This is a genomic window from Nocardia donostiensis (assembly GCF_002081715.1).
Taxonomy (GTDB): domain Bacteria; phylum Actinomycetota; class Actinomycetes; order Mycobacteriales; family Mycobacteriaceae; genus Nocardia; species Nocardia donostiensis.
Genome location: NZ_MUKP01000002.1, coordinates 91406 through 113855, shown reverse-complemented (window position 1 = coordinate 113855; position 22450 = coordinate 91406). Strand labels below are relative to the sequence as shown.

Genomic DNA, 22450 nt, shown 5'->3' with positions numbered 1-22450 from the left:
TATCGTCTGTGCGAGTTCCGATCATGATCGGAAAACATTTCCTGACGGGGAGATCCATGAAATACAAGAAGTTCGCCGCCACCGCGCTCCTGGCTGTCGCCGCCACCGGTGTCACGGCCGGAACCAGCTATGCCGCACCTGCCGAGGCACCGCCGGCGGCTCAGGACCAGAACGCTACGGTGCCCGCCGTCACCGGTGAGGACCAGGGCGTGAACTACACCCTCGAGCTGGCCGAACAGGGCAAATCGCTGGTGACCACGGTGTCCGGTGGCGCGTTCCGCCTCGACACCGAGAACAAGGCCGTCACCCTGACCAACGCCGAAGGCGCCGTCGTCACCAGCATCCCGCTGGTCGTGACCGCCGCGAACCGGCCGGTCGAGATCGCTGCCGAGATCGACGCCGACAACAGCCGCCTCACCTTGACCCCGCAAGCGACCCCGGTCGCGGGCGCGCCGTCGCAGGCCGAGTTCATCGGGGCGCAGCAGTGGTTCATGGCCGAGCTGCAGCGCGCCTCGCTGGGGGCTCTGGTCGGCGGTCTGATCGGCGCCGCCGTCGGCATCCTGTTCTTCGGCGTCGGCATCTTGCCGGGCGCTGTGCTGGGCGCGATCATCGGCCTCGCGGTTGCGGGTGGGCCGTCGTTGCTCAATGCCGGCCTCGCCTACTTCAGCGGCCAGCCCTGAGAATTCTGTTACTGGGCGGCACCAGGGAAGCCAGGGAGCTCGCCCAGATCGCTTCCGGCGAGCGGGGATTCGAGATCGTGTCCTCGCTCGCCGGTCGTGTTCGTGAGCCGGTGCTCCCGGCCGGCGAGGTGCGCGTCGGCGGGTTCGGTGGCGCCGAAGGACTACGTGATTGGTTGCTCGCCCACCGCATCGACCTCGTCGTCGATGCGACCCACCCGTTCGCCGGAACCATCACGGCCAATGCCGCAGCCGCAGCCTCCGCCCTCGACCTACCACTGATCCGGTTGAGCAGACCCGGCTGGACGGCCGAGCCCGGCGACAACTGGATCCGCGTCCCGGACCTCGCCGCAGCCGCGGAAACCATTGCCGACGTGGGGGAACGGGTCCTACTGACTATCGGACGCCAGGGTGTCTCCGCCTTCGCCGGACTCACCCGGCCTTGGTTCCTGATCCGCGCTATCGACCCACCTGATCCACCCCTTCCGGCTCGATACGAACTGCTCCTCGCCCGTGGCCCGTTCACCGTCGCCGACGAAACCGATCTACTCGTCCGCGAATGCATCGACACCGTGGTCACCAAAGACAGCGGCGGCGACCTCACCTCCGCGAAACTCACCGCCGCCCGCGCCGCAGGGATCCCGGTCGTCATGATCGACCGGCCCCCCACTCCGCCGGGAGTGGTCCTCACCGCGACCGTCGCCGAGACCTGGGAACGAGTGTGCGCAGGTGCCTGCGGCCGCTGACTCGGCTGTCTCCCGAATCTGGCGTTCCTCCGCACCGACGACCCGCCGACAGCCCTACTGCCGCTAGGACCGGTAAGGGCTGAACAGGCGCTAGGGATGCTACGCGCCTGTCTCATAACGGCTTCGGTACAGGTACCTCGGGTTGCGCCGTGCACGGGCTTTGGTTGGGGGCAGGGACAGGGCGGGGGTGGAACCCGCACCAGAGAGCGGCGGTCGAGGGAGGGTTCGACGGGCCGGAAGGTTCCTCTACGCTGACGAGCGCGATGATGTCGAACGAGCTGACGCCGAGCCTGGGTGTGCGGCCGGCAAAGAGAGGTGCCGGCTCACGACATAGTGGTAGCGGTGTTAGGCCTGCGGCTGGTCGGGACGCCTGGCGACGATGGCGAAGTTCAGCGGGATCCTGGGCGATTCCGCTGGCAGTGTCCATCCCTGGGGGCAGGGGATGAGGTCGCCGAACGCGGGCCAGTCCATATAGGGCAGCTCGATGAGTGCCTCGATGCTCAGCCCGGCACGCAGCAGTGAGCCGACGATCTCGCCCAGGTCGTGGCGCCATTCGTGATTGGTGACGTGTGCGATGAGGCCGGCCGAGTTTTCTGTGTAGCTACCCGAGTCTTCGTAGGTTCGGGCCCCGCCGCCACCGAGGTAATCGTCGGTGATCGCCCAGGGCTCGAATTCCATTGCGCCGAGGATCGGGTGATCGTCGCGGATCATGAACACCCCGCCCGGCTGGAGGAGGTCGTGGATCGACTGGGCCCAGTGCTCGAGTTCCGGTAGCCACAGTATGGTTCCGGCGCTGGTGACGATGGTGTCGAAATGTCGGTCGATCAGCGACGAGGCGAACCGTACGTCGCCTTCTACCCAGGCGATGTCCCGGCCGTCGGCCTGCGCGATGCGCGCCGCATGGTGCAGGGATTTGGGTGACAGGTCGACCCCGTGTACGTCGATCGCCCCGAGCCGAGCCCATGAGATCGTATCGGTGCCGATATGGCACTGCAGGTGCAGCAGCGAGCGGTCCTGGACTCCGGAGTCCGGTAGGTGCGGAGCCAGCACCGACAGGTCGTTCTGCACGACCTGCGAGATGTCGGTGGGGTCGTTCAGGAAGCCATCGACGTCGTACATCGCCGAGCGTATGTGGACGTCGGCTCGGTCGTCCCAATTCGCCCGGTTTGCGGCGATGGCTTCTGCCTCGTGCATGGCTGGTCCTTTCGAAAGGAGTCGGTCCTCGGATCGACCCTTTGTATCACGCGCGTGATACATCCTGCATCGGTATTTACACTGTCTCGATGCCTGTACAGGTTGATGCTGATGAGCGCCGCCGCCATATCGCCGAGGCAGCGCTACGCCTGGTCGTCGCCAACGGCCTGGCTGCCGTGACCTTTCGCAAGGTCGCTGTGGAGGCCCGCCTGAATGTGGGCTCGGTCCGTCACTATTTCGCCGACCACGAATCTCTGGTCGTTGCGGCGGTGACCGAGGCAGGAGACCGCATGGGCAAGCGCCTCGCCCGCCGCCCTGCGCCGGCAGTACAGGGCGGCGAAGCAGCGAAACGGCACCTGCTCGCGGTACTCGAGGAGCTGGTTCCGTTGGACGACGAGAAGCACCGAGAAGCGATCGTCCTGATGGAGGTCATCGCCGCCTCGCGAACCAACCCCGCGTTCGAGCCGGTAACCAGACAGATGGCCGCCGACCTGCATACGGTCCTCGTGGAAGCGCTGACCGCTATCGAGGTGGCCGCCCCTGAGCAGGAAGCAGTTCGCCTCGCTGCCCTCATCTCCGGCCTGTCGCTGGATGCTGTCACCCCCCACGGGGCCGTCGATCGGGCGACTATCCGAGCCGTTCTCCACCAGCATGTCGCGACACTCGGACCGGGACGATCCGCCGCGATCGACGGCTGACGTGCTCGTCCCTACTGGCTGCTGTCCGCGACGGCGGGAGCCGAATGCAAGAGCTCCGGCAAACGATCGAACCAGGCGAGTACCGCACGTTCATAGGCGATACCGAACTCCAGCGTCGCCACTCGATGCGGGGGGAGTGTCGAGAGATCCTCGGTGAGATAGCGGTCGAGGCGCTGCTGGTGCACCTCGCGGCCATCGGCCACGAGCTGGTTCAGGTGGGCGGGGTCGAGGTGGTCACCGAAGTTCAGGGTCAGCAGCAGCGGCACCCGGATGGTTTCCGCGCCGGGGTCGCGGGCGATCCAGGCGGCGAACGCAGCGCGTCCGGCGTCGGTGATGTGGTACGGGGTGCGGTCACGGGCGCCGGTTTCGCCTTTGGTGACGAGCCCGGCGGCGTCCATGGCGGCCAGTTCTCGGTAGACCTGGCTCTGGGTGATGGTCCAGAAATCACCGATCCGACGCTGGGCCATGGTGATCAGGTCCCAGCCGGACATGGGGCCCTCGTGCAGAAATCCCAGCAGTGACGCGGCCGTGGAATTCAACGGTCGCTGCCCGCGCGTACTCACCGCCACCGGACTCCCTTCAACGGAAATATTCCATAGTGGGATGTTATCGGACTGCGCTACCCGATTCCCAGCTGGAGAGCCGCCAGCTCACCGCGCGAGGTGACGCCGAGTTTCGGGTAGGCCTTGTACAGGTGATGGCCGACGGTGCGCGGGCTCAGAAAAAGCTGTGCCGCGATATCCCGGTTCGACAGCCCCTGCGCGGCCAGCCGCACGATCTGCAGCTCCTGCGGGGTCAGCCGGGCCCCAACGCCCGGACCGGCCGCCGCGGGGCCGCTCGTACCGAGAGCCGCCAGTTCAGCCCGCGCACGCTGCGCCCACGGTACCGCCGCCATCTGGTCGAAAGCCTCGGCTGCCTGCTGTAGTTGGGTTCTGGCATCGTGTTTGCGGCGCACCCGGCGCAGCCACTCCCCGTAGACCAGTCGCGTCCGGGCCTGCTCCAGCGGCCGTCCACCGATCCGCAGCGACTCCACATAGTGTTCCTCCACTACGGGTGCCGCCACATCGGCGCAGGCGGCGAGCAAGCCGCGGCAACGTTGCGCGAGTGCCTCGATCCATTCGCTGCGCGCGGATGCGGCCCAGGCGGTGAGGCGTGCCATCGCCTCACCCGCTCGTTCCGGTGCGCCGAGCCGGACAGCGGCTTCGACGATATCGGGGAGCACCCGCAGGCCGGCCACATGATGACGTGCGGGTTCGACGGTGAGCGGCGCGAATCGCCGCAGCGCGTTGTCGGCGCGACCCGAGCCCAGATCGAGCAGCCCCAGCGCCGCGTGGGCCCAGCCAGCGCCGGGCGCGAGATCACCCCCGAACTCTTCCGCGGTGGCCCGCGCGACCGCCGCCGAGCAGTCGTCCTCGCGGCCTGTCAGCGCCGAAAGATAGGCGAGGTAGGCGTGGTGCTGGCTGATCCACTGCCCCAGCGCACTGTCTTCGGCGATGCGCAACCCCTCGGTCGCGGCGATCCTGCCCTCACTCGGCCTGCCCAACGCCGTCTCGGCTTCGGCGCGGAAGAACAGCAGCGCGGGCAGCAGGGCGATACGGCCCTGTTCCCGGCATTCGGTGATGAGTTCGGCGGCGAGCTCGCCGACCTGGACGTCCTGGCCGACCACCAAACCGGCTCCGCACATCTGCACCAGGTCACGGGGGCTGTCGGCTCCGAGGTCGCGCGCTCGAACGGCCGCTTCCCGTAGGTCGACGGTGTAGCGGGCGGCGACGGCCCCGAGCATGTATTGCGCAATAGGGGACATCGGTTCGTCCGGCGGCAGGTCGAGTCCGGCGAACAGCTCGGCCACTTCCGCCAGTGCGGTGTTACCGAGATACCACGCCGGGTGGACGGCCTGGACGAGTATCCGTGCGCTGCGCAGCGGATCGCGTTCACGGATACGTGCGGCCGCGCCGAGTAGTAGCCGATGCGCAGGACTCGCTCGGCCCGCACCGAATTCGGCGAGGCCGCGCACGAGGTCGAGCCGGGCGATCAGCACCGGGTCGTCGGTCAGCGCTGCGGCTTGCTCGGCCAGCCGCAGCGCCATATCGAATTGCCCGGTCTCGGCGGCGGTTTCTGCGGCGGGAAGCAGCCTGCGCAGCCTCGCTCTCGCATCGATGCTCAAGTCGGCGGCGCGGGCGTATGCGGCTACCGCGCCGTGGTAGCCGCTGCGCTTACGGGCCCGATCGGCGGTCGCCTCTAACGCGGCGGCCGCGGTTTCGTCGGGGCCGGTTGCTGCCGAGGCCAACTGCCAGGCTCGCAGATCGGCTTTGCCGGGGCCGGTCATCGTCTCGGCCAGCGCCCGGTGCGCGGCGATGCGGCGCGTCAGCGCTGCGCTCTGATAGACCGCCGACCGCAGCAGTGGATGCCGGAAGACGAGACCACCTCCGTCCGTGCGCACCAGCCCGGCCTCCTCGGCGGGCTGCAGATCAGCCAGACCCACACCGAGTTCGGCGGCCGCGCGCAGTACCGTGCCCAGATCCGCGGCGCCCGCGGCCGCCGCGACAAGCAGCAGCGACCGAGTTCGGTCCGGGAGCCGGGATAGGTGACCGTGGAACGCGTCGCGCAGCCGTTGGGTCAGCGGCAGCGGATCGGGGCCGGGGGTCTCGGCGGCCAGCACGGCGGGCAATTCCAGCAGCGCGAGCGGATTGCCACCCGACTCCACCAGCAACCGGTACCGCACCGTCGGCGACAGTTCCGGATAACGGCTGTCCACCAGTGCCGCCGCCGCGTCCTGGCGCATCCCGGTGACCAGCATGTCGTCCAGGCCGGGCGCCGGGAAATCGCCGGTGCCGGTGCGGGAGGCGAAGATCATCACCACGCCTTCGGCATCCAGGCGTCGTGCCGCGAACAGGAGCGTGTCCGCGGTAGCGCGGTCCAGCCAGTGCGCGTCGTCGATCAGGCACAGCAGCGGTTGCTCGGCGGCTTCCTCGGCGAGGAGTGAGAGCACCGCGAGCCCGATCAGCATGCGGTCGCCGGGGTCGTGGTCGGTCGTACCGAACGCGCCGAGGAGGGCCTCGCGCTGCCGTTGTGGAAGCGTGTCGAGCGGGGGAGCGCCGTGGCGCATCAGCAGATGCAGCCCGGCAAAGGGTAATTCGGCCTCCGATTCGATCCCTGCGCTGCGTACCGTCGCCATGCCCTTGGCGGCGGCGTAGTCGAGGAGCGCGGTCTTGCCGATACCCGCGTCGCCGCGCAGCACCAGTGCGCCGCTGCGGCCTGCCCGCGCCGCGGCCAGCAGTGCGTCGATACGGGCCTGCTCGGCCTCGCGTCCATAGAGCATCCGATCACCGTAGCCGTCTCGACCTACACGACCGGTCGCTCATCGCGAAAAGTACTGATGGATGACTGATTCGGCGACCTCACCTGCGCCATAACGTTGTCCGCGTAACCCAGAACCGACTTCGACCCGCAGGTCGAAGCTCTACAGGAGGCACCGTGAACGACATCGTCGCCCAGTATCTCGAGGCATGGAACGTCACCGACCCGACCGCCCGCAAGGCCGCCGTCGCGCGAGTGTTCGCGGCAGACGCCGCGTACACCGATCCGCTGATGGCCGTGCGGGGACATGAGGAGATCGACGCCGGTATCGCCGCCGCTCAGGGACAGTTTCCCGGCTGGGTGTTCCGGTTGGCCGGGCCGATCGACGCCCATCACGATCAGGTCCGGTTCACCTGGGAACTCGGTCCGGTCGACGGCCCGGCCGTAGTGATCGGCTTCGACGTCGCCGTCGTCGCCGAAGGCCGCATCAGCGCCGTGTACGGCTTCCTCGACAAAGTGCCCGCCTCCGCCTGACCCAGTTCCCGGCCGTCCGGCCGCATCTCCCATCCCTCAGGAGTTCTCTCATGACCACCGCCACCGCCTCAGGTTTTCTGTCCACCCTGCGCGCTCCGGGTGACACGCTGCTGCGCCTGTCGTTGCGCACGGACGCGCTGGTCACCGGCGTCAACGGATTGGCCTACCTGGCATTGTCCGGTCCGATCGAATCACTGCTCGGCCTCGACCAGCGTGTGGGGGTCCCGGTCGGCATCTTCTTGACCGTCTACGCCATGGCGGTCGCCGTGGTAGCCCAGCCCGCACGTATCTCCCGCGGCGCATCGCGGGTGGTGATCGCGGTGAATGTGGGTTGGACGGTTGCCAGCCTGATCGCGTTGGCCGGGGGCATGCTGGAACCCAGCGTGACAGGCGCGATCTGGACGGTATTGCAGGCCGTCGTGGTCGGTGCCTTCGCGGCCCTGCAGTATCAGGGGCTGCGGCAGGCTCGATGAACTGCCGAGAAGGCAAAGACGGCCGCGGTATCCCGCGGCCGTCTCGCCATGCCGGCAGGGCTGTTCCGGATTGCCGACGCTCGCTCGGTGAACGCTATCGGATGTGCTCGGCCGGGGTCCGGTAGCGGCGGGAGGTGTAGACGCGCGGGCCGTCGCCGGTGTCGACGAGCGCCGTGGTGGAGGCGCCGATGATCAACAGCGTGCGCATATCGATCTCCGCCGGGTTCAAGTCGGCCAGCGCCACCACGCGCACGGTTTCCTGCGGGCCGCCGACCTCGCGGCCGATCACCACCGGTGTCCGCGGGTCGCGATGCTCGAGCAGCAGGTCCCGCATCGCGCCCACCTGCCAGGTGCGCTGACTGGACGCGGGGTTGTAGACGGCGATCGCCATATCGGCGGCAGCGACCGCGGACAGCCGGCGCGCCACCACATCCCACGGTTTGAGCCGATCCGACAGTGAAATCATCGCGTAGTCGTGGCCCAGTGGTGCCCCCACTCGGCTCGCGACAGCGTTCGCCGCGGTCACCCCGGGCAGCACCCGGACCGGGACGCCCGCCCACTGCGGTGCGGCGGATTCCTCCAGTACCGCCGCCGCCATCGCGAACACCCCGGGGTCACCGGAGGAGACCACCGCAACCCGCGCCCCCCGCTGGGCGAGGTCGAGTGCCATGGCGGCACGTTCGGATTCGACCCGGTTGTCGCTGGCGTGACGCCGCTGCCCCGGCCGGAGCGGGACCCGGTTCACGTAGGTGGTGTAACCGACGATGTCGGTGGCCTCGGCCAACGCCTGCTCGACCTCGGGAGTGGTCCACTCGCTCGCACCGGGGCCGAGACCGACGACGACAACCTCGCCGTCTGCTGCCTCGTCGGCTCGGGTGTTCATCGACGCTGCTGTCGCATCCGACGGAATCCGCGCCTCAGATATCTGCCCGCGCGGCGCGCCGCCATTCGTGACGGCATGTTGCGGCTGAGGCGGGAGGCCATTTTCTGTTCGCCCAGAAGTACGGTGCGGGTGCTCCAGTGGTGCGCCCGAGGCGGTACCGGTGCGCTGCGCCGGTGCCGCGGCCGGGGCGGGCTCGGATCGGGACCTCTCCGATTGCGAAACGGGAAGCGAGGTGGTGGGTTCGGGTCCGGGGACGATGGTGATCGCGAAGTAGGGGACTTCGGAGTCGTCCACATCATCGGCGCGCAGCACCCGCTGACGTCCGGTGCTGGCTCTTTCGATGTAGTAGGCGTCGTCGAGCCGCCCCGAATCGGCGAGTGCGCGGCGGACACCGGGATAGGTGCGGCCGAGTTTCATCACCGCGGCCGCATCGGTGTCACGCAACCGCTGCGTGAGTTCGTCGGGGGACATGGTGCCGGGCAGCACGGTCAGCACCTGCTCACCCTCCACCAGGGGCGTGCCGAGAGCGGCCGACGCCGCGCTCACCGACGTGATGCCGGGAATGATCTCGGCTTCGAACCGGTCGGCCAGTCGCCGGTGCATATGCATATAGGAGCTGTAGAACAGTGGGTCACCGGCGGCGAGCAACGCCACCGAACGCCCCGCCGACAGATGCGCCGCCAGCCGTTCGGCGGCTTCGGTATAGAACTCCTCGATCGCGCCCTGATAGCCGCCCGGATGATCGGTGGTCTCGGTGGTGACCGGGTACACCAAGTGCTCTTCGAGCTGCCCGGCCCGCATATACGGTGCGGCGATCCCCCGCGAAATACTGCGGCCGTGGCGCGCGCTGTGGAACGCGATCACATCGGCCGCACCGATCACCCGCGCCGCCTTCACCGTCACCAGTTCGGGGTCGCCCGGCCCGAGCCCGACACCCCACAGTTTGCCCGCTCGCACCGTCATTCCTGTTCGCTCGCGATCGCGTTCAACGCCGATGCGGTGACGGCGCTGCCCCCACGCCGGCCGCGCACGGTCAAGTACTCGATACCGGTGGCAGCGATCAACGCTTCCTTGGATTCGGCCGCCCCCACGAACCCGACCGGGATACCCAGCACCGCCGCAGGCCGCGGCGCGCCCGCGTCGAGCATGTCCAGCAGATGGAACAGCGCTGTCGGCGCATTCCCGATCGCGACCACCGCCCCGTCGAGCCGTTCCCGCCACAACTCCAGCGCCGCCGCCGACCGAGTATTACCCATCCGAGCCGCCAACTCCGGCACCCGAGGATCCCCCAGCAGGCACAACACCTCGTTGTCGGCGGGCAACCGTTTCCGCGTCACCCCCGAAGCCACCATGTTCGCATCACACAGAATCGGCGCCCCCGCCCGCAGCGCCCCCCGCGCCGCCGCCACCACACCCGGAGTAAACGCGATATCCGCAGCCAGATCCACCTGCCCGCACCCATGGATCATCCGCACCACCACCTGCGCCACATCCGCCGGAAACCGGTCCAGATCCGCCTCGTCCCGAATGATCGCGAACGACTGCCGATAGATCTCGGCCGCGTCGGTGAGGTAACTGGTGCGCACGTCGGACATGCGGACACCCTATTCGGGGCGCGGAGGGCGGCCGGGGTGTGGGTGGCCACGTTCGTCGTGAACGGGCGCAAAAGATCAGGCCGGTGTGATCCGGTAGCCGTCCGGGGTTGCGGTGATCTCGGTGACCGGGCCAGTCGGGCGTCCGCAGCGGCGGTCGCAGCCGGACCAGTGCTGGCGTCCGGCGGCGACGACCTGAGCGGCGGGGACGGTGACAGGTGAGGGGAATCCCGCAGTGACGCCGGAGGCAGTGACGCCGGATACCGAGGCGGTGGGAACGACGCGACCGGAGATAACAGCTTCCGCGGCATCGGCGCGCACATCGGTATGGGATTTCGCGCAACCTGGCAGCCCCGCGCATGCGGTGACCTGCAACCACGGCGAATGCGCGTCGAAGATCAAACCCATCGGAGCGAGGACTCGCACGACCTGCTCGGCCGGCCCCTCGGCGAGATCAGTGATGACCAGGCCACGCCACGGGGTGACCAGCACCGGCCGTTCGACCGCCGCGACGAACTCGGCGGTACGCGCGGGCAGCGAACCCAACGGCACACCCGCACCCAGGCTGACCTGGCCGTCGTCCTGCGGCAGCCAGCCGATCGGGAGCTCGGTCGGTGTATCCAGGTGGAGCCGTTCGGGACCGGGTGTGCGGCCGAGCAGGTCGGTGACCCGGTCGATACCGTCGTCGATCTCGTGCAGTCGCCACTGTCCGTTGCTCAGTTCGAGGAACCCGTACGCCGCGGCGAGCAGCACATCGACGGTATCGCCCGCCGAGACCCGGATACCGCTGTCACGCCCGGCCAGCAGCAACGCGAACTCGTCGGCGGCCGTGGCATGCGCCCCGATATCCGGGCTCAGCCCGCTGACATCACCGCGGCCGTCGTCCAGGGTGAACAACACTCGCCCGGGCAACTGGGCCAATCGCGCCGCCCCCCGCAACCCGGCGTCCAACTCGCGAACCAGCGCATGCACATCCGCACCGCCCCCGACCCGACCGGCCAGCGGTGACGCGATGATATTGCGCACCCGCTCATGCGTGTGACTCGGCAGCAACCCGGCTGATTCCAGCCGCCCGGTCAGTTCCGCGGCATCCCGCACCCGACGCAGCTGCACATTCCCGCGCGAGGTGAGCTCGATATTCCCGTCCCCCAACTCCCGCGCCGCCTCCGCCAGCACCTGCATCTGCCCCGGCTCGACCCGCCCCCCGGGCAACCGGACCCGCGCCAACGGGCCATCGGCGGCCTCGTGCAGTCGCAGGACGCCGGGGCAGGAGTCGGGAGTTGTGCGCGTCATGATCCGACCAGCTTACGGATGTGCCGCAGCCGGCTGCGCGGCCGGTAAGCGAGTGTTCGGCCTGTTCGGCAGGCTCCGATCAGTCGACTCGGTCCGCCCTGAAAGAGCTTCGCCTGGCCGGATGCTCCCAGCTTCACTTTTCGCGGCGCAATGTGTCGGGTTCGGGTCGGGAAACCGGAGAATCAGAGCAGCGATGTTCGGTGGCTGATGTGAAAAATTGCGTTACCAGATCAGGGCGCTGCCGCACGTTTGTTCCGTAATTTCGCGAGTCCCCGTGTCAGCACGGATAAGCCGCTATCCCCTGCTTTGGAGTAACGGCAACGTGTTCAAACCTTACCCGCGGCACCGATTGGGCAAATACGTTCACCCTGCGCGTTACCTGCCGAGGCCCTGCCCTGAATGAAAGAGACGTATACAGTGTGTCGACGCGCGAAGGTAATACCGCCGCTGCATATTGTCCGTTCACATTTGTCCCCGTCGGACAGGCCGTCGTCATCGACCCCCGACTTATCTAATTCCCGGCCCGGCGGGAGTGTCGGTTATCCCGGCACTCCCCACTACGGTTGGCTCTGCCGATTCGCCGTCGTACGTTTTGGCCCCACCCCCATTCAGGGATGGGTCGTGAGAGAGATCGCCTACCTCGTCGGCAGCACATCCCAACGAGTTGGGGATAGTTCTTCCCGAGGTTGATCGGGAAGGAGCACTGTAGTGGCTACCTGGGCGTTTCCCTTCACGGGAGGTCAGCCGATCTGTTTACAGAAGCTGTCCTGGTAGGTGGGATCGGTGGGGAGTGGCAGGTGTAGGCAGCTGATCACCGTGTCGACGATGTCGAGGAGACCGTTGGGCGGTGGGACGGTGACGTGGCTGTCGACGAGAGTGCCCCTGCCGGGATCGCGTACCTGAATGTGGTGGGTGCCGGCGGGTACGTCGCAGATGCGGTGATAACGGTTCTGTCCGACGGTGTTTCGGTTGCCCCAGCCGCAGTGCCGGAGTTCGCGGCCGTCCATCCATATCGTTTCGTCGGTGGTTTCGTTCGGGTGATCCTTGTCGACGGTGACCAGGATCCGTCCCCGGCCTTCGACGACGGACGCGCTCTGTGCCGCTGTCGCGGTCGGTGCGGCGAGTGTCGCCATGGTGAGTGCGCACAGGGTCGTCGCGGCGGCGATGGTGCTTGTCCGGACGTGACGGCTGATTCCTCGCGTACGGGTCATGATCTGTTCCCTCCCGTGGTGTCCGCTCGTCGGAGCGGGTGGTAATTCCCGCCGTGAACGTTACCGGCTGCAGCGCAGGGCGAAAGGCCCCGGAAGTAGGGGTGGGTCGTCGCTCCGACCTCGCGCCGTCTCCTGCTGGTAACTTCCCTCCTGCGGCTCTGGGGGAACGGCTGCCTTGGCCCGACGTGGGAACCGTGGGCGGTTGGTGGAATAGGCGGTTCGATCCCGAGACCGACCCGGTCGGCGCTGATCGCGGGCTGGTGGCGAAACAGGTCTGGTCGCTGCGAGCCGGGCCGGAATCGCGCAAGAGGCGAAACACGCTGGAGTGGATCTTGTTCGGGGAGCGGAAGATGTGTTGTCCTCCTGGGAATGACCCACTGCGATCGATCCGGACCTGCGTGCGCGTCTAAAACCGGTCGGTCGCCAGCCGGCGCAGCGATGCATCCAATATCCGCATCAGCTCTCCGGCGCGGCCGCGACCACTCGGGGCGTTCGGGTAACGCATCAGAACGTTCACCACGGTGGGGTCGGCTAGGTCTCTTGCCTTGTCGATATGGTCGGCGCCGATGTTGCGGTCGTTGCCGGCATCGAGCTCGAAGGCGCGCGCCGCGTGGGCGGCCGATCCGAGGATGTGCAGGACCTGAGTCGCTTTCGCCAGTGGGTGCAGGAATGCTGCACTGGCTGCGGCAACGGCCGCGCGCGCAGCATCGCTCGCCGCGGTCTGTCCTGCGTCTCGTGCGTTTTGATATGCCCGGTGTGCCGCCCACGCGCTGTCACGGATCGCCTTGGTTCGCTCGGCTCCCTCCGCGAACGCCTGTGCAGCGTCGATTGCGGTGCGTGGGCGCTGATCGTCGGGGCGTTCGCGTTCGAATATCGCCAGTGCGGGTTCCGCGCAGGCCACGCCGTAGGCCGTGATCGCGCGTAGTTCAGCCAGGCTGAGTTCGATTTTCAGGTTTTCATCAGCCACGCCGTCAGCCATTCTGTCAACTGTATCGTTGAAACAAGGGTTGAATCTTTCCAGTGATATCAGCAGGACAGCGCAGAGAAACCTTCAAAGTAGTGGGTGGCTCCGCTCGGTAAATCTGCCGCGTGGGCACGGCCTATCGCGAGCCGAGACTGCAAATGCTCAAACCCGGGTGATTCAGCACCAGGCGGCGAACCCTCTGATGCTTTCCGAGCTGCGCGCTTCGTCGCGAGCGAGCATTCGGATCGTCTCGTGCACCATCGGGTGGTAGCGGGTTTGAGTGGGCGCAATTCGCTTTGCGGCGTGCAGTGAGCCGAATGCCGATTTGCGTTCTCCGTGTAGGAGATAAGCGCGAGCGAGGTCGATGTAGTGGTGGCCTGCCCGTTCCCGGGGAGTGGATGCGGGGAGTCGGACGGACTGTGCGCGCGTGACCGCTTCGGTGCCGTCCATCATTTCGACGGCGAGACCAACCGACCAGATGGCCACGTTGGTCGGGCCGAAGTACAGGCGGTAGTCGTCGCGGTCCCGACCGATGCGCTGTGCGGTTTCGGTGACCTCATGGAGACGGGCGTTGGCGAGGTCTCTTTTTCCGGCGCGGGCGGCGGCCAAGCCGGATTTCAGGTGGAGGTTTCCCCACATGGCCAGTGTCGCCGGGTCTTCGCGGCTGAGTTCGGCGTCGATGCGGCTGCGGCTGTTCTCGAGAAAGCGTAGTGCAGATGCCCAATCGGCGGTACCGATCAGCTCGCCCGCCCGCTGGTAGTCGCCGGCCAGCACGGCCAAACAGATTGACACGCTGGGTGCATGGGAATACTGTGCTTCCGGTCGGTTGCATGGGAGGGGTGGGGTTTCGCGGTGAAGTTCGTCAAACTTCTGCACCGGTATGGTGTGTTGAATCCGATCGGGCGGATCATCGTATTGATCGGCGCGTTCGTGCTGTTCCTGAATGTCGTGATGTGGATCGGCAATCCCTATCTCGAAGGCTCCGAGTCTTCGGATGGGGCGGTGGCCTCGTGGACGGCGCCGCCTGTGGAGCGGCCGAGTACCACGGTTGCACCACTGCCGCCGGGATTTCCGTCGATGATGTATCCGCCTCCTATGCCGGAGGTGGGGGAGGGAGAGCCGCAGCCGGTTCCCACCAAGTTCGGGCTCACCTATACCGTGCCAGCAGACTGGCTGGCAACCAACAGCATGGTCATGGGCTGGTCCGACAAAGACGGCTCCATCGCTACCTACGGTGCTGGAAGCGACTACCGGTCCGGTTACTGCGACGAAAGTGACACCTCATCCATGGCCACGGTAGGTGTCACCGGCCGCAATGGGATCGATATCGACCGGGCCGCGCGGGAAGAGGTCGAGAAGGCCGAGCGGCTCTATGCCGACGATGAGGCCGGTTATAAGCCGAAGGTGGAGATCCGGGGGCCGTTCTCATTCGAGGTGTCGGGTCGGCCGGCTATTCGTTACACCGCTGAGGTGAGCGATATCAGGCAGCCGGACACCTGCGGTCTGAGTCGGGCATCGTTCGATGTCGTCGCCACTTCGGGCTATTCGAGTGCAGAGTTCGTGCTATTGGTGGTGATGCGGCACAAGGATCTTCCTGATGCCCTGTCGGATGCTGATGTCGACGCGATCATCAAGTCCTTGCGCAAGACAGAAGAATAGGCAGCGACAGGAACCATGGAATCATTCAAAGCCGATCCCACCCAAATAGCAGGCCTGGCCAATCTCATCGACGATATCGGCGTGGACTGCGCGTCCATAGCGAAATTCATCAACGATAACGGCCGGCCAAAGGGGGAACTCTTCACTGGCGAGATCATCAGCGACCTTCTGCAACCATTGAATTCGGCCGCCGACATCACCCGCGGTCGAATGGCGGATATCGGCGTACACAACGCTAGTGCTGCGGTGGAGTTGAACAAGGCTGCCTGGATGTATCACGACCAGGACCAGAAGAACTACGCGGCTCTCAATGCGCAAACCAGCGAAGTGATGAGCGCAGTGCCCGGAGAGTACGGGTCGGATGTGGAACGGCCGGGTCAAACCGCCGACTACGGCGCAGCGGCTCAGTACCCCAAACCGGAATCCGTCAAACTGGACCCGCCGGAGGCGAATCGAGAGGAACTCGCGAGCCTGATCGGGGAAGTTGCCCCCTGGCTGGAAGGGGTCAACAACGAAATCAAGAGTGTTACCCGAATGGCGGGGGAGGAGGTGGATCCTCTGGTTCTGATATTGCGGCCAGTGGAAGGCAATTGGAATGAACTACGCCGAATCGGGGAGGCATACAAGGCCGCCGGAAACGCGATGGAGGCATCCGGTAAGAACCTCGAAAGCGGTGTCGTCCGAGTGGGCCCGACCTGGAACGGTAAGGCGGCTATTGCTTTCGAGCAGAACTGGGCGCGACGCCAGATCGCGGCAATGAAGTGGGAAGGTCCTGTCGGTCGGGTGATCGCCGACGTGACGGGGATGTTGGCCGACGAGATCCGGGCAGGCATCAAAGCGGCGCTCACCAAGCTCAGGGATATGCTCTTGGACTATATCGACGTCAAGAGCGTGAAGGGTATCTTCAAACAGGTCATCAAGAAAGTGCCTGGTCTCGGTCAGGTGGTCGAGGTGATCGATCTCGGGCACAAGATTTACACGATCGTGTCCACTATTCGGGATATCGTGGACAAAGTCGAGGAAGCAAAGAACAGGCTGAAGGAATTTCTGTCCTTTATCTCCGAGCCCACTGCGACCGTGGCGAGCAAGGTGCAGGAAAAGTTGGAGCCGACCTTGAAGAGGGCGGCTGTCGGCAAGGATTTGGCCGAAATAGCGCAGATCAACAGCACTCTCGAAAGACCACGAGAAGGCTATGAGGTGGGTAGCGGAAGACAACCGTGGGAGAACGGATGAAGTCCAACTGGGACAGCATGCGTGATCCGAACCTCGATCCCGAGATCGAAGCGGCGGCTCGACGAGTCATGGACAGTATCGACGGCTTGCGGACCGCTCGCATACGCGCCGAGAACATGGATGTCGCCTCCGTACTCCATGAGCCGACAGTGGTCACCGACGAGTTGATGTTCGAGTTCGCGGCCCTGCCGTACGCATCACCGGAGCTGCGGTATTACGCCGAACGCGTTCGCAACGGCGAATGCCGATGGCAGGAGATCGAACTGCTCATGCGACCGCTGCCCCCGGAGGTACTCGACCTTCGCTCCTCGCCGAATTTCATCTGGCCGTGGAAGCCGGAACCGCCACCACCGCCACCGGCGGCGTCCACCTCGCCGGGGCAGCAGCGGCAACGCAATGCTGACCGCGTCGTCGGTCCGAGCGATTGGCCGGACGATTTCGACGACTACCCGGGGAGCAAGTCCTGGCTCGTCTGACCGTCGAGAATCGACGATATGGCGTCGGGCATCGGATAACATGTCGCGTCGGACCGGCGGGGTGAGCTCCGATTGGTTCGGTCAGCGGTCTCGAGTTAGTTTGTCGGAGCCCGTATCTGTATCACTATTGGGGGGAATATGTTCCGGCTCCTGGCTCTGGTGAGTGTTCTGGTGGTCTGCGTCGTCGCGTGCGGATCGGAAACCCCCTCGCCCACAGCCGGGACCGACCTGGTGTGGCTCACCGCGCCGCAGAACACCGAACAGCGGCGGGAGGTCATGCAACGGGCTCGGAACATTGATGTGTGCGCCCTGTTGCCACGCGACGAGCTGGGAAAAGTGGGTGAGGTGACATCGGTGAAGACCACCGATACCTACACCTGCAAGGCGGTACTGGATGCTGCCGATCCGTCCGACGGGACCATGGTGAAATGGCAGGTGTTGATGGATCCGCCCCCGCAGGAGGGTGTCCTGCTGCCTGGCGCCGTCAGCACCCTGGGGGATGTGTCGGTGCGGACCGTTATCGATAGAGGCCGCTCCGGTGTCGACCCAGCCGAGCTCCGCGAACGGACCTGCAGCCTGACCGCCACCTACCCGTCGACTGCGGAGCTGTACCTGGAGGTGGTCACCCGGCCGGACACCGATCCGTGCCCCATCGCGCAGACTCTGTTGCCGATCGGTCTGGCCCGATGGGCCGCCGAACCCGAACCAGGATCCTCGCCCGATACGGCGGTAACCGCACTCACCGGTCAGGACCCGTGCGCGGTGGTCGACTCGTTGAACGGTGCCACGCTCGCGGAGGTGCAGCTGCTGTGGAACTGCTATTTCACCTATCAGGGTGACGACATCGTGGTGGACTACAAGTATCAGCTGGAGGGTTCGGCGACCATAGAACAGCCGCTGGTCTTCACCGTCGCCGACCATCCGGTCCACCTTTTCGACGGAGGCGAGGGATACCGCACCTACAACTCCATCGTTGGGCCGCCACTGTATGCGGGCGGGGAATCTTCTTTCCTGGGCACCGAAGTGCCGATGGTTTCGGTGCACGGAACCAATGCCGCCGCGCTCGAAGACGTTATGCGCCGAATACTGGAGTCGCTTCCGAAGCGGTGAAAGACGCTGGGTGCTGGTTCGGCTAATCGGACGGTGTACCGCCGGAAAAGGTTGACCAGCTGTCGCTGGCGACGGCGGCGAGTTCGGTGCGGGACGAGACTCCCAGCTTTGTGTACAGGCGGGTGAGATGGGCTTCCACGGTTTTCTCGCTGACGTAGAGCTCTTCGGAGATCTGACGGTTGGTTCGGCCGAGTACCACGCGGGCCACGATCTCGGACTGCCGTTCGGTCAGGTCGCCGAGCCGACCGGTGGCTGCCCGGGAACGGTTGCGGTGTCTGGGTGCTTGTCGTCCGCCCAGCCGGTGCAGGCCGAGCCGGGCTCGCTCGGCCAGCCGGGTCGCCCCGCACATCTCCGCCGTGCCCAATGCGCTATCGAACGCACGCTCGGCGGCGGGTGCGTCGCCGCTGTCGGATAACGCGTGCCCGAGCAGCAGTCTCGCCCGAGCGGCGTCCACCGGAGTTCCGGCTGCCTCGTAGGCGGCGACGGACTGCTCGGCGCTGGCGACGGCGGCCCGGATATCCCCGCAGGCCAGCTGGATTCGGGCACGGCAGTATCGCGCGTCTCCATCGCGCATACGTAATGTCGGCATCGCGCGGACGATGTCCTCGACATGCCGGGTCGTCTGCTCGGCGGCGTCGATACGGCCCAGGGCGAGTTCGCTGTCGACCAGGAAACGGTAGAAGTACGGCATGGTGGTCGGAAATATCTGCTGGAGTTCGTGACCGCCGTCGACGGTGAGAAGTTCGCGGCGGCCGTGACGGTAGCGGCCCGCCTCGATGAGCGCGGCCCCGTGGACAAGTGGGGCATGCCAGGCGAACAGTGCGTTCGGTGCCTGCGCGTTGACGCGGACGGCCAGCGCTCCGGAAGCGAGGGAATCGGTGGTGCGGCCCAGCAGCATCAACAGCCAGCAGCGTGTTGCTTCGGTCAACGCCACCATCGGTGAGTTGTCCAGCAGCAGCGCGCTTTCGGCGGCACTCGCGGCGGCCGAGAGCCCGGCCTCCAACCGGCCCTGCATGAGGAACGCGAGCGCTCGCAGATGCTGCAGCTCCACCAGATGCCTGCCGTGCCCGGTGTCACGAGACAGCCGGATACCTCGCGCGGCGTGTGCGGCGGCATTGGTGAACCGTTCCAGCGATACCTCGGCGTACACCACGTTGGTGAGTCCGTCCAGCAGGGCGGGCGCGACCTCGGTGTCGGTGAGGGCATCCAGGGCCGCGGTCGCCTCGTCGAGGTGGGCCGCTGCTTGCACCAGCGAGTCCCCACACTGCAGGGTGCCCATATACGCACTGGCTGCGGTCGCGGCGAGGTACAGGCGCCGGTCGTCGCAGGTCTGGGCACTGCGACGCACCTGCCGGGTGACGCGGGCCGCTTCCTCCCAGTTGCGCATCATCAGATGGTTCTTGGCCAGCTCTAGCTGCAGCGATCCCGCCGCGAGACTGCCAGGTGGGGTCAGTGACAAGGCCGCGGTCAGCAGCCGCCTGCCTTCGAGGGCATTGCCGAGTCCTTGCTCGGTCAGGGCGATCCTGGTCATGACACCGGTGCGGTCCATGACCGCGTCGGCGGGAATGAGTTCCAGGGCGCGGCGCAGCACCTCGCTGCATTCGCCGAGACGGCCGGTCGCGGTCAGCGCGTCCGCGAGCGACAACGTCAGGGAGAGACGCCGCTCGGCCGGCGCGTCGTCGGTCAGCAGCCGCAGCGCCGCACGGAACCAGCGCGCTGCAGCGACCGGCGCCCGGGGCGCCGCGGCCGCCCCCGCATCGGTCAGCAGACCGATCGCCTGTTCGTCGCCGACCGCGCCGCAATACTCCCAGTGGTGGGCGCGTACCGACAGCGCCGCGCCGCGCCTCGTCAACGCCGCCGCAGCCCTGCGATGTGCTTGGGTGCGCCAACCGTAGCCCGCGCCCTCGTAGACGGCGAGACGGACGATGGGGTGCCGGAAAACCAGCTGGCCCGGGGTCGCGGACTCGTGCACGATACCCGCGCGCACCACCTCGTCGGCTGCGGAACGGGCCTGTGGTTCGGTCAGTTCGCTGATCTCGACGGCCAGGTCCAGCTCGACCGAACTACCGATCAGCGCGGCGGCGCGGAGCAGGTGGCGGGCATTCGGGGACAAGGCGCGGATCTCCTGCGCCAGCGCGGCCAGGATCGCTGCAGGCACCCCGGCCGGGTCGGTGTCGCCGATATGGCCGGGCATCCGGCTCGGCGATCTTCGCAGGGAGCGGGCGAGTTCCTGGAGGTAGAAGGGGTTACCGCCGCATTGTTGATGCAGTTGCGCCAGTTCGCTGTCGTCGAGGCCCGCATCGTGGACGAGTTCGGCGGTCTCGTCCAGCGACAGCGCACCGAGCTCCAGCGCGGTGAGGGCGTGGTCGTAGGCGGCGCGGGACAAAGCCGCGGTCGCGATATCGGGAAGCTGCGACCTGCGGTAGGCCAGCAGCAGCATCAGGTGCGGCGACCGGTGTCGCAGCAGGTGCGCGATCACCTCGACCGAGGCATGGTCGGCCCACTGCACGTCGTCGAGCACCAGCAGCACGGGCCGCCGCGCCGCGAGCCGGTGCAGCACCGACCGGACCGCCCGATGGCAGCGGTGGCGTTCGATCTGCAGGGCCGTCGTCAACGGTGCCGCCCATGCCCGCAGCGACGGCAGTAGCCGGCCGAGTTCGGCCAGACTGTCCCGCCCGAGTGCCTCGAGCTCCGCGTGGTGCAGCGAACCCAGTGGGTCGTCGAGAGCGTCGATCACGACCGCGTAGGGAATCTCGTGTTCGAATTCGGTTCCGCGCCCGTCCACTACCTGAAAACCGCGTGCTGCGGCCCGCAGTGCGGCTTCCCGTAGCAGACTCGTCTTACCGATGCCCGGTTCGCCGGTGATCGAGATCGCTGCGCTCGCCCCCTGTTCCGTAGCGACCAGTGCCGTGTGTATCGCATGCAGTTCCGCCGTCCTGCCCACCAAGGACTGGCCAGCTCGTCCCGGTGACATCACCGATCCGCTACCTCCGGACCCTACCGGCCCGGTTCGCCGATCTGCCCGGGCCATGGCCGTGGATGGTAATCAGCCCGAGTCCACCTGTCGCGTCGAAACATTCGCCGAGGCCGGCCAGATGTAGGGATCTCCCTACTCTCTGCCTGCCCGCGATACCGGAGATCCTTGGGGTCGGCAGCGCTGCCGACACGAAACCCGTGGTAGACGGCGGCGCGCCGGGATAGAGATTGGACAGCACACCTTGAACCCGACCGCTAGACACCCCAGAGTGTCGGTCCCGGTGGTGACCGTTCCGCCACACGAGATACCCCACCCCGAACTCGTCGACGCGGTGCGCAGCCGATACGAGAAAGTGTTCCCGCCCGGCAGCCCGCGGTCACTCGCGGTCGACCGCGCCCTCGCGATGGCCGGTCGGCTCGCCATCGATGTGCACCCCATGCATCTGCGCACCGACGAGATCATGAGCATGCAGGGTTTCGCTGCCCGCAACGCCGCCGCCTGGGACGCCTTTCACGCCTACGCCGTACCCGCCGCGCGGGCAGCGCTGGCGTCGGTGCAGTGCACCGGTGCCGATATCGATCTGGTGATCCTCGAGACGTCCACACTGATCGCGATGCCCTCGCCGATCAGCGCGCTGGCGCAGGCCGTGGGGCTGCGCCAGGACTGTGCGGCATTACCCATTTCCGGGATGGGCTGCCGGGGCGGCGCGCACGCGATAACCATGGCGCATGCGTGGCTGCGCGCCCATCCTCGGGACACGGTCCTGATCGTCACCGCCGATATCGCGTCGCCGCATTTCCATGTCGAAACAGATCTGGATGAAGCCGCACTGGTCGGCAGCATCGTGTCCAGCGCGTTGTTCTCCGATGCCGCGGCGGCTGCTGTCGTGTCCACCTCGCTCGAGGAAGGTATCGAGCTGGTCGATATCGCGCGGTATGAGGTACCCGGCACCCCGGACGCCATCACCTGGGTCGTCACCGACGAGGGGCTGCGGTTCCGGCTCACCACCGACGCTGTGCGTTCCATCCCGTCCGTGGCGCCCACACTACGGGCGCTGCTGGCCGGGCAGGGGTGGACGGGCGCGGATCTCGCTGTCTGCGCGCTGCATTCGGGTGGGAACAACATTATCCGCGATGTCCAGCAGTCTCTAGGCCTCGACAGGCATCAGGTTGCCCCGGCGTGGCAGTCGCTGACCCGCGGAAACCTCATGTCTTCGGCCGTGCTGGACGCGATTGCGCTGATCGCCGCGGATCCGCGGCTGCGTCCGGCGTGGGGTGCGCCGCTGCTGGGCGTCGGGTTCGGTCCCGGCTTCGGAACCGACGCCTTCGTCGGGCGGGCCCTGTTACCCGACCTGGATATCCATGGCGCCGACAACGAGACAGCGGTACGCCGTGACGTCGCGGTCGGCTGATCGCGGCAGGCAAGGATCGAGA

General features: G+C 66.8%; 20 protein-coding genes. 10 read left to right on the top strand and 10 right to left on the bottom strand.

Annotated features, from left to right (window positions below; all coding sequences use genetic code 11):
* Positions 1-56: 56 nt before the first annotated feature.
* On the top strand, positions 57-680 hold the full coding sequence (locus B0T44_RS02010; protein ID WP_077115157.1) for a DUF8020 domain-containing protein: 624 nt from the start codon (positions 57-59) through the stop codon (positions 678-680).
* Entirely contained in the window at positions 677-1423 is a 747-nt protein-coding gene (locus B0T44_RS02005; protein WP_077115156.1) for a cobalt-precorrin-6A reductase, read from the top strand. Before B0T44_RS02010 ends, B0T44_RS02005 begins: the two co-directional genes overlap by 4 nt.
* Before the next feature lie 345 nt (positions 1424-1768).
* Here the strand turns inward: B0T44_RS02005 and B0T44_RS02000 are convergent, their stop codons facing one another.
* The gene (locus tag B0T44_RS02000; protein ID WP_077114979.1) at positions 1769-2617 is read right to left on the bottom strand and encodes a class I SAM-dependent methyltransferase; all 849 of its coding nucleotides are present in this window, start codon (positions 2615-2617) and stop codon (positions 1769-1771) included.
* An 89-nt stretch (positions 2618-2706) separates the two neighbouring features.
* Between B0T44_RS02000 and B0T44_RS01995 the strand changes: the two genes are divergently transcribed.
* The gene (locus tag B0T44_RS01995) at positions 2707-3315 is read left to right on the top strand and encodes a TetR/AcrR family transcriptional regulator (protein ID WP_077114978.1); all 609 of its coding nucleotides are present in this window, start codon (positions 2707-2709) and stop codon (positions 3313-3315) included.
* A gap of 11 nt (positions 3316-3326) precedes the next feature.
* On the opposite strand, the gene B0T44_RS01990 is transcribed toward B0T44_RS01995, so the two are convergent.
* Positions 3327-3806, bottom strand: a complete 480-nt coding sequence (locus B0T44_RS01990; protein WP_245839183.1) for a PadR family transcriptional regulator — start codon at positions 3804-3806, stop codon at positions 3327-3329.
* A 128-nt stretch (positions 3807-3934) separates the two neighbouring features.
* Positions 3935-6634 (bottom strand): AAA family ATPase, encoded by a 2700-nt coding sequence (locus tag B0T44_RS01985; protein WP_077114977.1) that lies wholly within the window; start codon positions 6632-6634, stop codon positions 3935-3937.
* A 155-nt stretch (positions 6635-6789) separates the two neighbouring features.
* On the opposite strand from B0T44_RS01985, the gene B0T44_RS01980 reads away from it, so the two are divergent.
* Positions 6790-7146: a nuclear transport factor 2 family protein gene (locus tag B0T44_RS01980; RefSeq protein ID WP_077114976.1), complete on the top strand. Its 357-nt coding sequence runs from the start codon at positions 6790-6792 to the stop codon at positions 7144-7146.
* A gap of 50 nt (positions 7147-7196) precedes the next feature.
* A complete protein-coding gene (locus tag B0T44_RS01975; protein WP_077114975.1) occupies positions 7197-7619 on the top strand; it encodes a hypothetical protein in 423 nt (140 codons plus the stop codon).
* Positions 7620-7713: 94 nt separating this feature from the next.
* On the opposite strand, the gene B0T44_RS01970 is transcribed toward B0T44_RS01975, so the two are convergent.
* From B0T44_RS01970 to B0T44_RS01940, 6 genes are all read right to left on the bottom strand, one after another.
* On the bottom strand, positions 7714-9465 hold the full coding sequence (locus B0T44_RS01970; RefSeq protein WP_077114974.1) for a precorrin-2 C(20)-methyltransferase: 1752 nt from the start codon (positions 9463-9465) through the stop codon (positions 7714-7716).
* On the bottom strand, positions 9462-10097 hold the full coding sequence (locus B0T44_RS01965; protein ID WP_077114973.1) for a precorrin-8X methylmutase: 636 nt from the start codon (positions 10095-10097) through the stop codon (positions 9462-9464). Before B0T44_RS01965 ends, B0T44_RS01970 begins: the two co-directional genes overlap by 4 nt.
* A gap of 75 nt (positions 10098-10172) precedes the next feature.
* Positions 10173-11387: a precorrin-3B synthase gene (cobG, locus tag B0T44_RS01960; protein WP_077114972.1), complete on the bottom strand. Its 1215-nt coding sequence runs from the start codon at positions 11385-11387 to the stop codon at positions 10173-10175.
* 740 nt (positions 11388-12127) lie between these two features.
* A complete protein-coding gene (locus B0T44_RS01955) occupies positions 12128-12598 on the bottom strand; it encodes a hypothetical protein (protein ID WP_077114971.1) in 471 nt (156 codons plus the stop codon).
* A 406-nt stretch (positions 12599-13004) separates the two neighbouring features.
* Entirely contained in the window at positions 13005-13577 is a 573-nt protein-coding gene (locus B0T44_RS01945) for a putative immunity protein (RefSeq protein WP_077114969.1), read from the bottom strand.
* A gap of 162 nt (positions 13578-13739) precedes the next feature.
* Positions 13740-14354, bottom strand: a complete 615-nt coding sequence (locus B0T44_RS01940; protein WP_077114968.1) for a hypothetical protein — start codon at positions 14352-14354, stop codon at positions 13740-13742.
* A 60-nt stretch (positions 14355-14414) separates the two neighbouring features.
* Here B0T44_RS01940 and B0T44_RS01935 point away from each other — a divergent pair, with 60 nt between their 5' ends.
* From B0T44_RS01935 to B0T44_RS01920, 4 genes are all read left to right on the top strand, one after another.
* A complete protein-coding gene (locus tag B0T44_RS01935; RefSeq protein ID WP_083744968.1) occupies positions 14415-15221 on the top strand; it encodes a DUF8017 domain-containing protein in 807 nt (268 codons plus the stop codon).
* Between the two features lie 15 nt (positions 15222-15236).
* Positions 15237-16454 (top strand): hypothetical protein, encoded by a 1218-nt coding sequence (locus tag B0T44_RS01930; RefSeq protein WP_077114967.1) that lies wholly within the window; start codon positions 15237-15239, stop codon positions 16452-16454.
* On the top strand, positions 16451-16930 hold the full coding sequence (locus B0T44_RS01925) for a hypothetical protein (RefSeq protein WP_245839156.1): 480 nt from the start codon (positions 16451-16453) through the stop codon (positions 16928-16930). The genes B0T44_RS01930 and B0T44_RS01925 overlap by 4 nt, the downstream gene beginning before the upstream one ends.
* A 159-nt stretch (positions 16931-17089) precedes the next feature.
* Positions 17090-18040 carry a hypothetical protein gene (locus B0T44_RS01920; RefSeq protein ID WP_139347656.1) on the top strand — a complete coding sequence of 317 codons (951 nt, stop codon included), beginning with the start codon at positions 17090-17092 and terminating at the stop codon, positions 18038-18040.
* A gap of 22 nt (positions 18041-18062) precedes the next feature.
* Here B0T44_RS01920 and B0T44_RS01915 read toward each other — a convergent pair whose 3' ends face one another.
* Positions 18063-20984, bottom strand: a complete 2922-nt coding sequence (locus tag B0T44_RS01915; RefSeq protein ID WP_175647930.1) for a helix-turn-helix transcriptional regulator — start codon at positions 20982-20984, stop codon at positions 18063-18065.
* A gap of 301 nt (positions 20985-21285) precedes the next feature.
* Here B0T44_RS01915 and B0T44_RS01910 point away from each other — a divergent pair, with 301 nt between their 5' ends.
* A complete protein-coding gene (locus tag B0T44_RS01910; RefSeq protein ID WP_077114963.1) occupies positions 21286-22428 on the top strand; it encodes a beta-ketoacyl-[acyl-carrier-protein] synthase family protein in 1143 nt (380 codons plus the stop codon).
* Positions 22429-22450 lie beyond the last annotated feature (22 nt).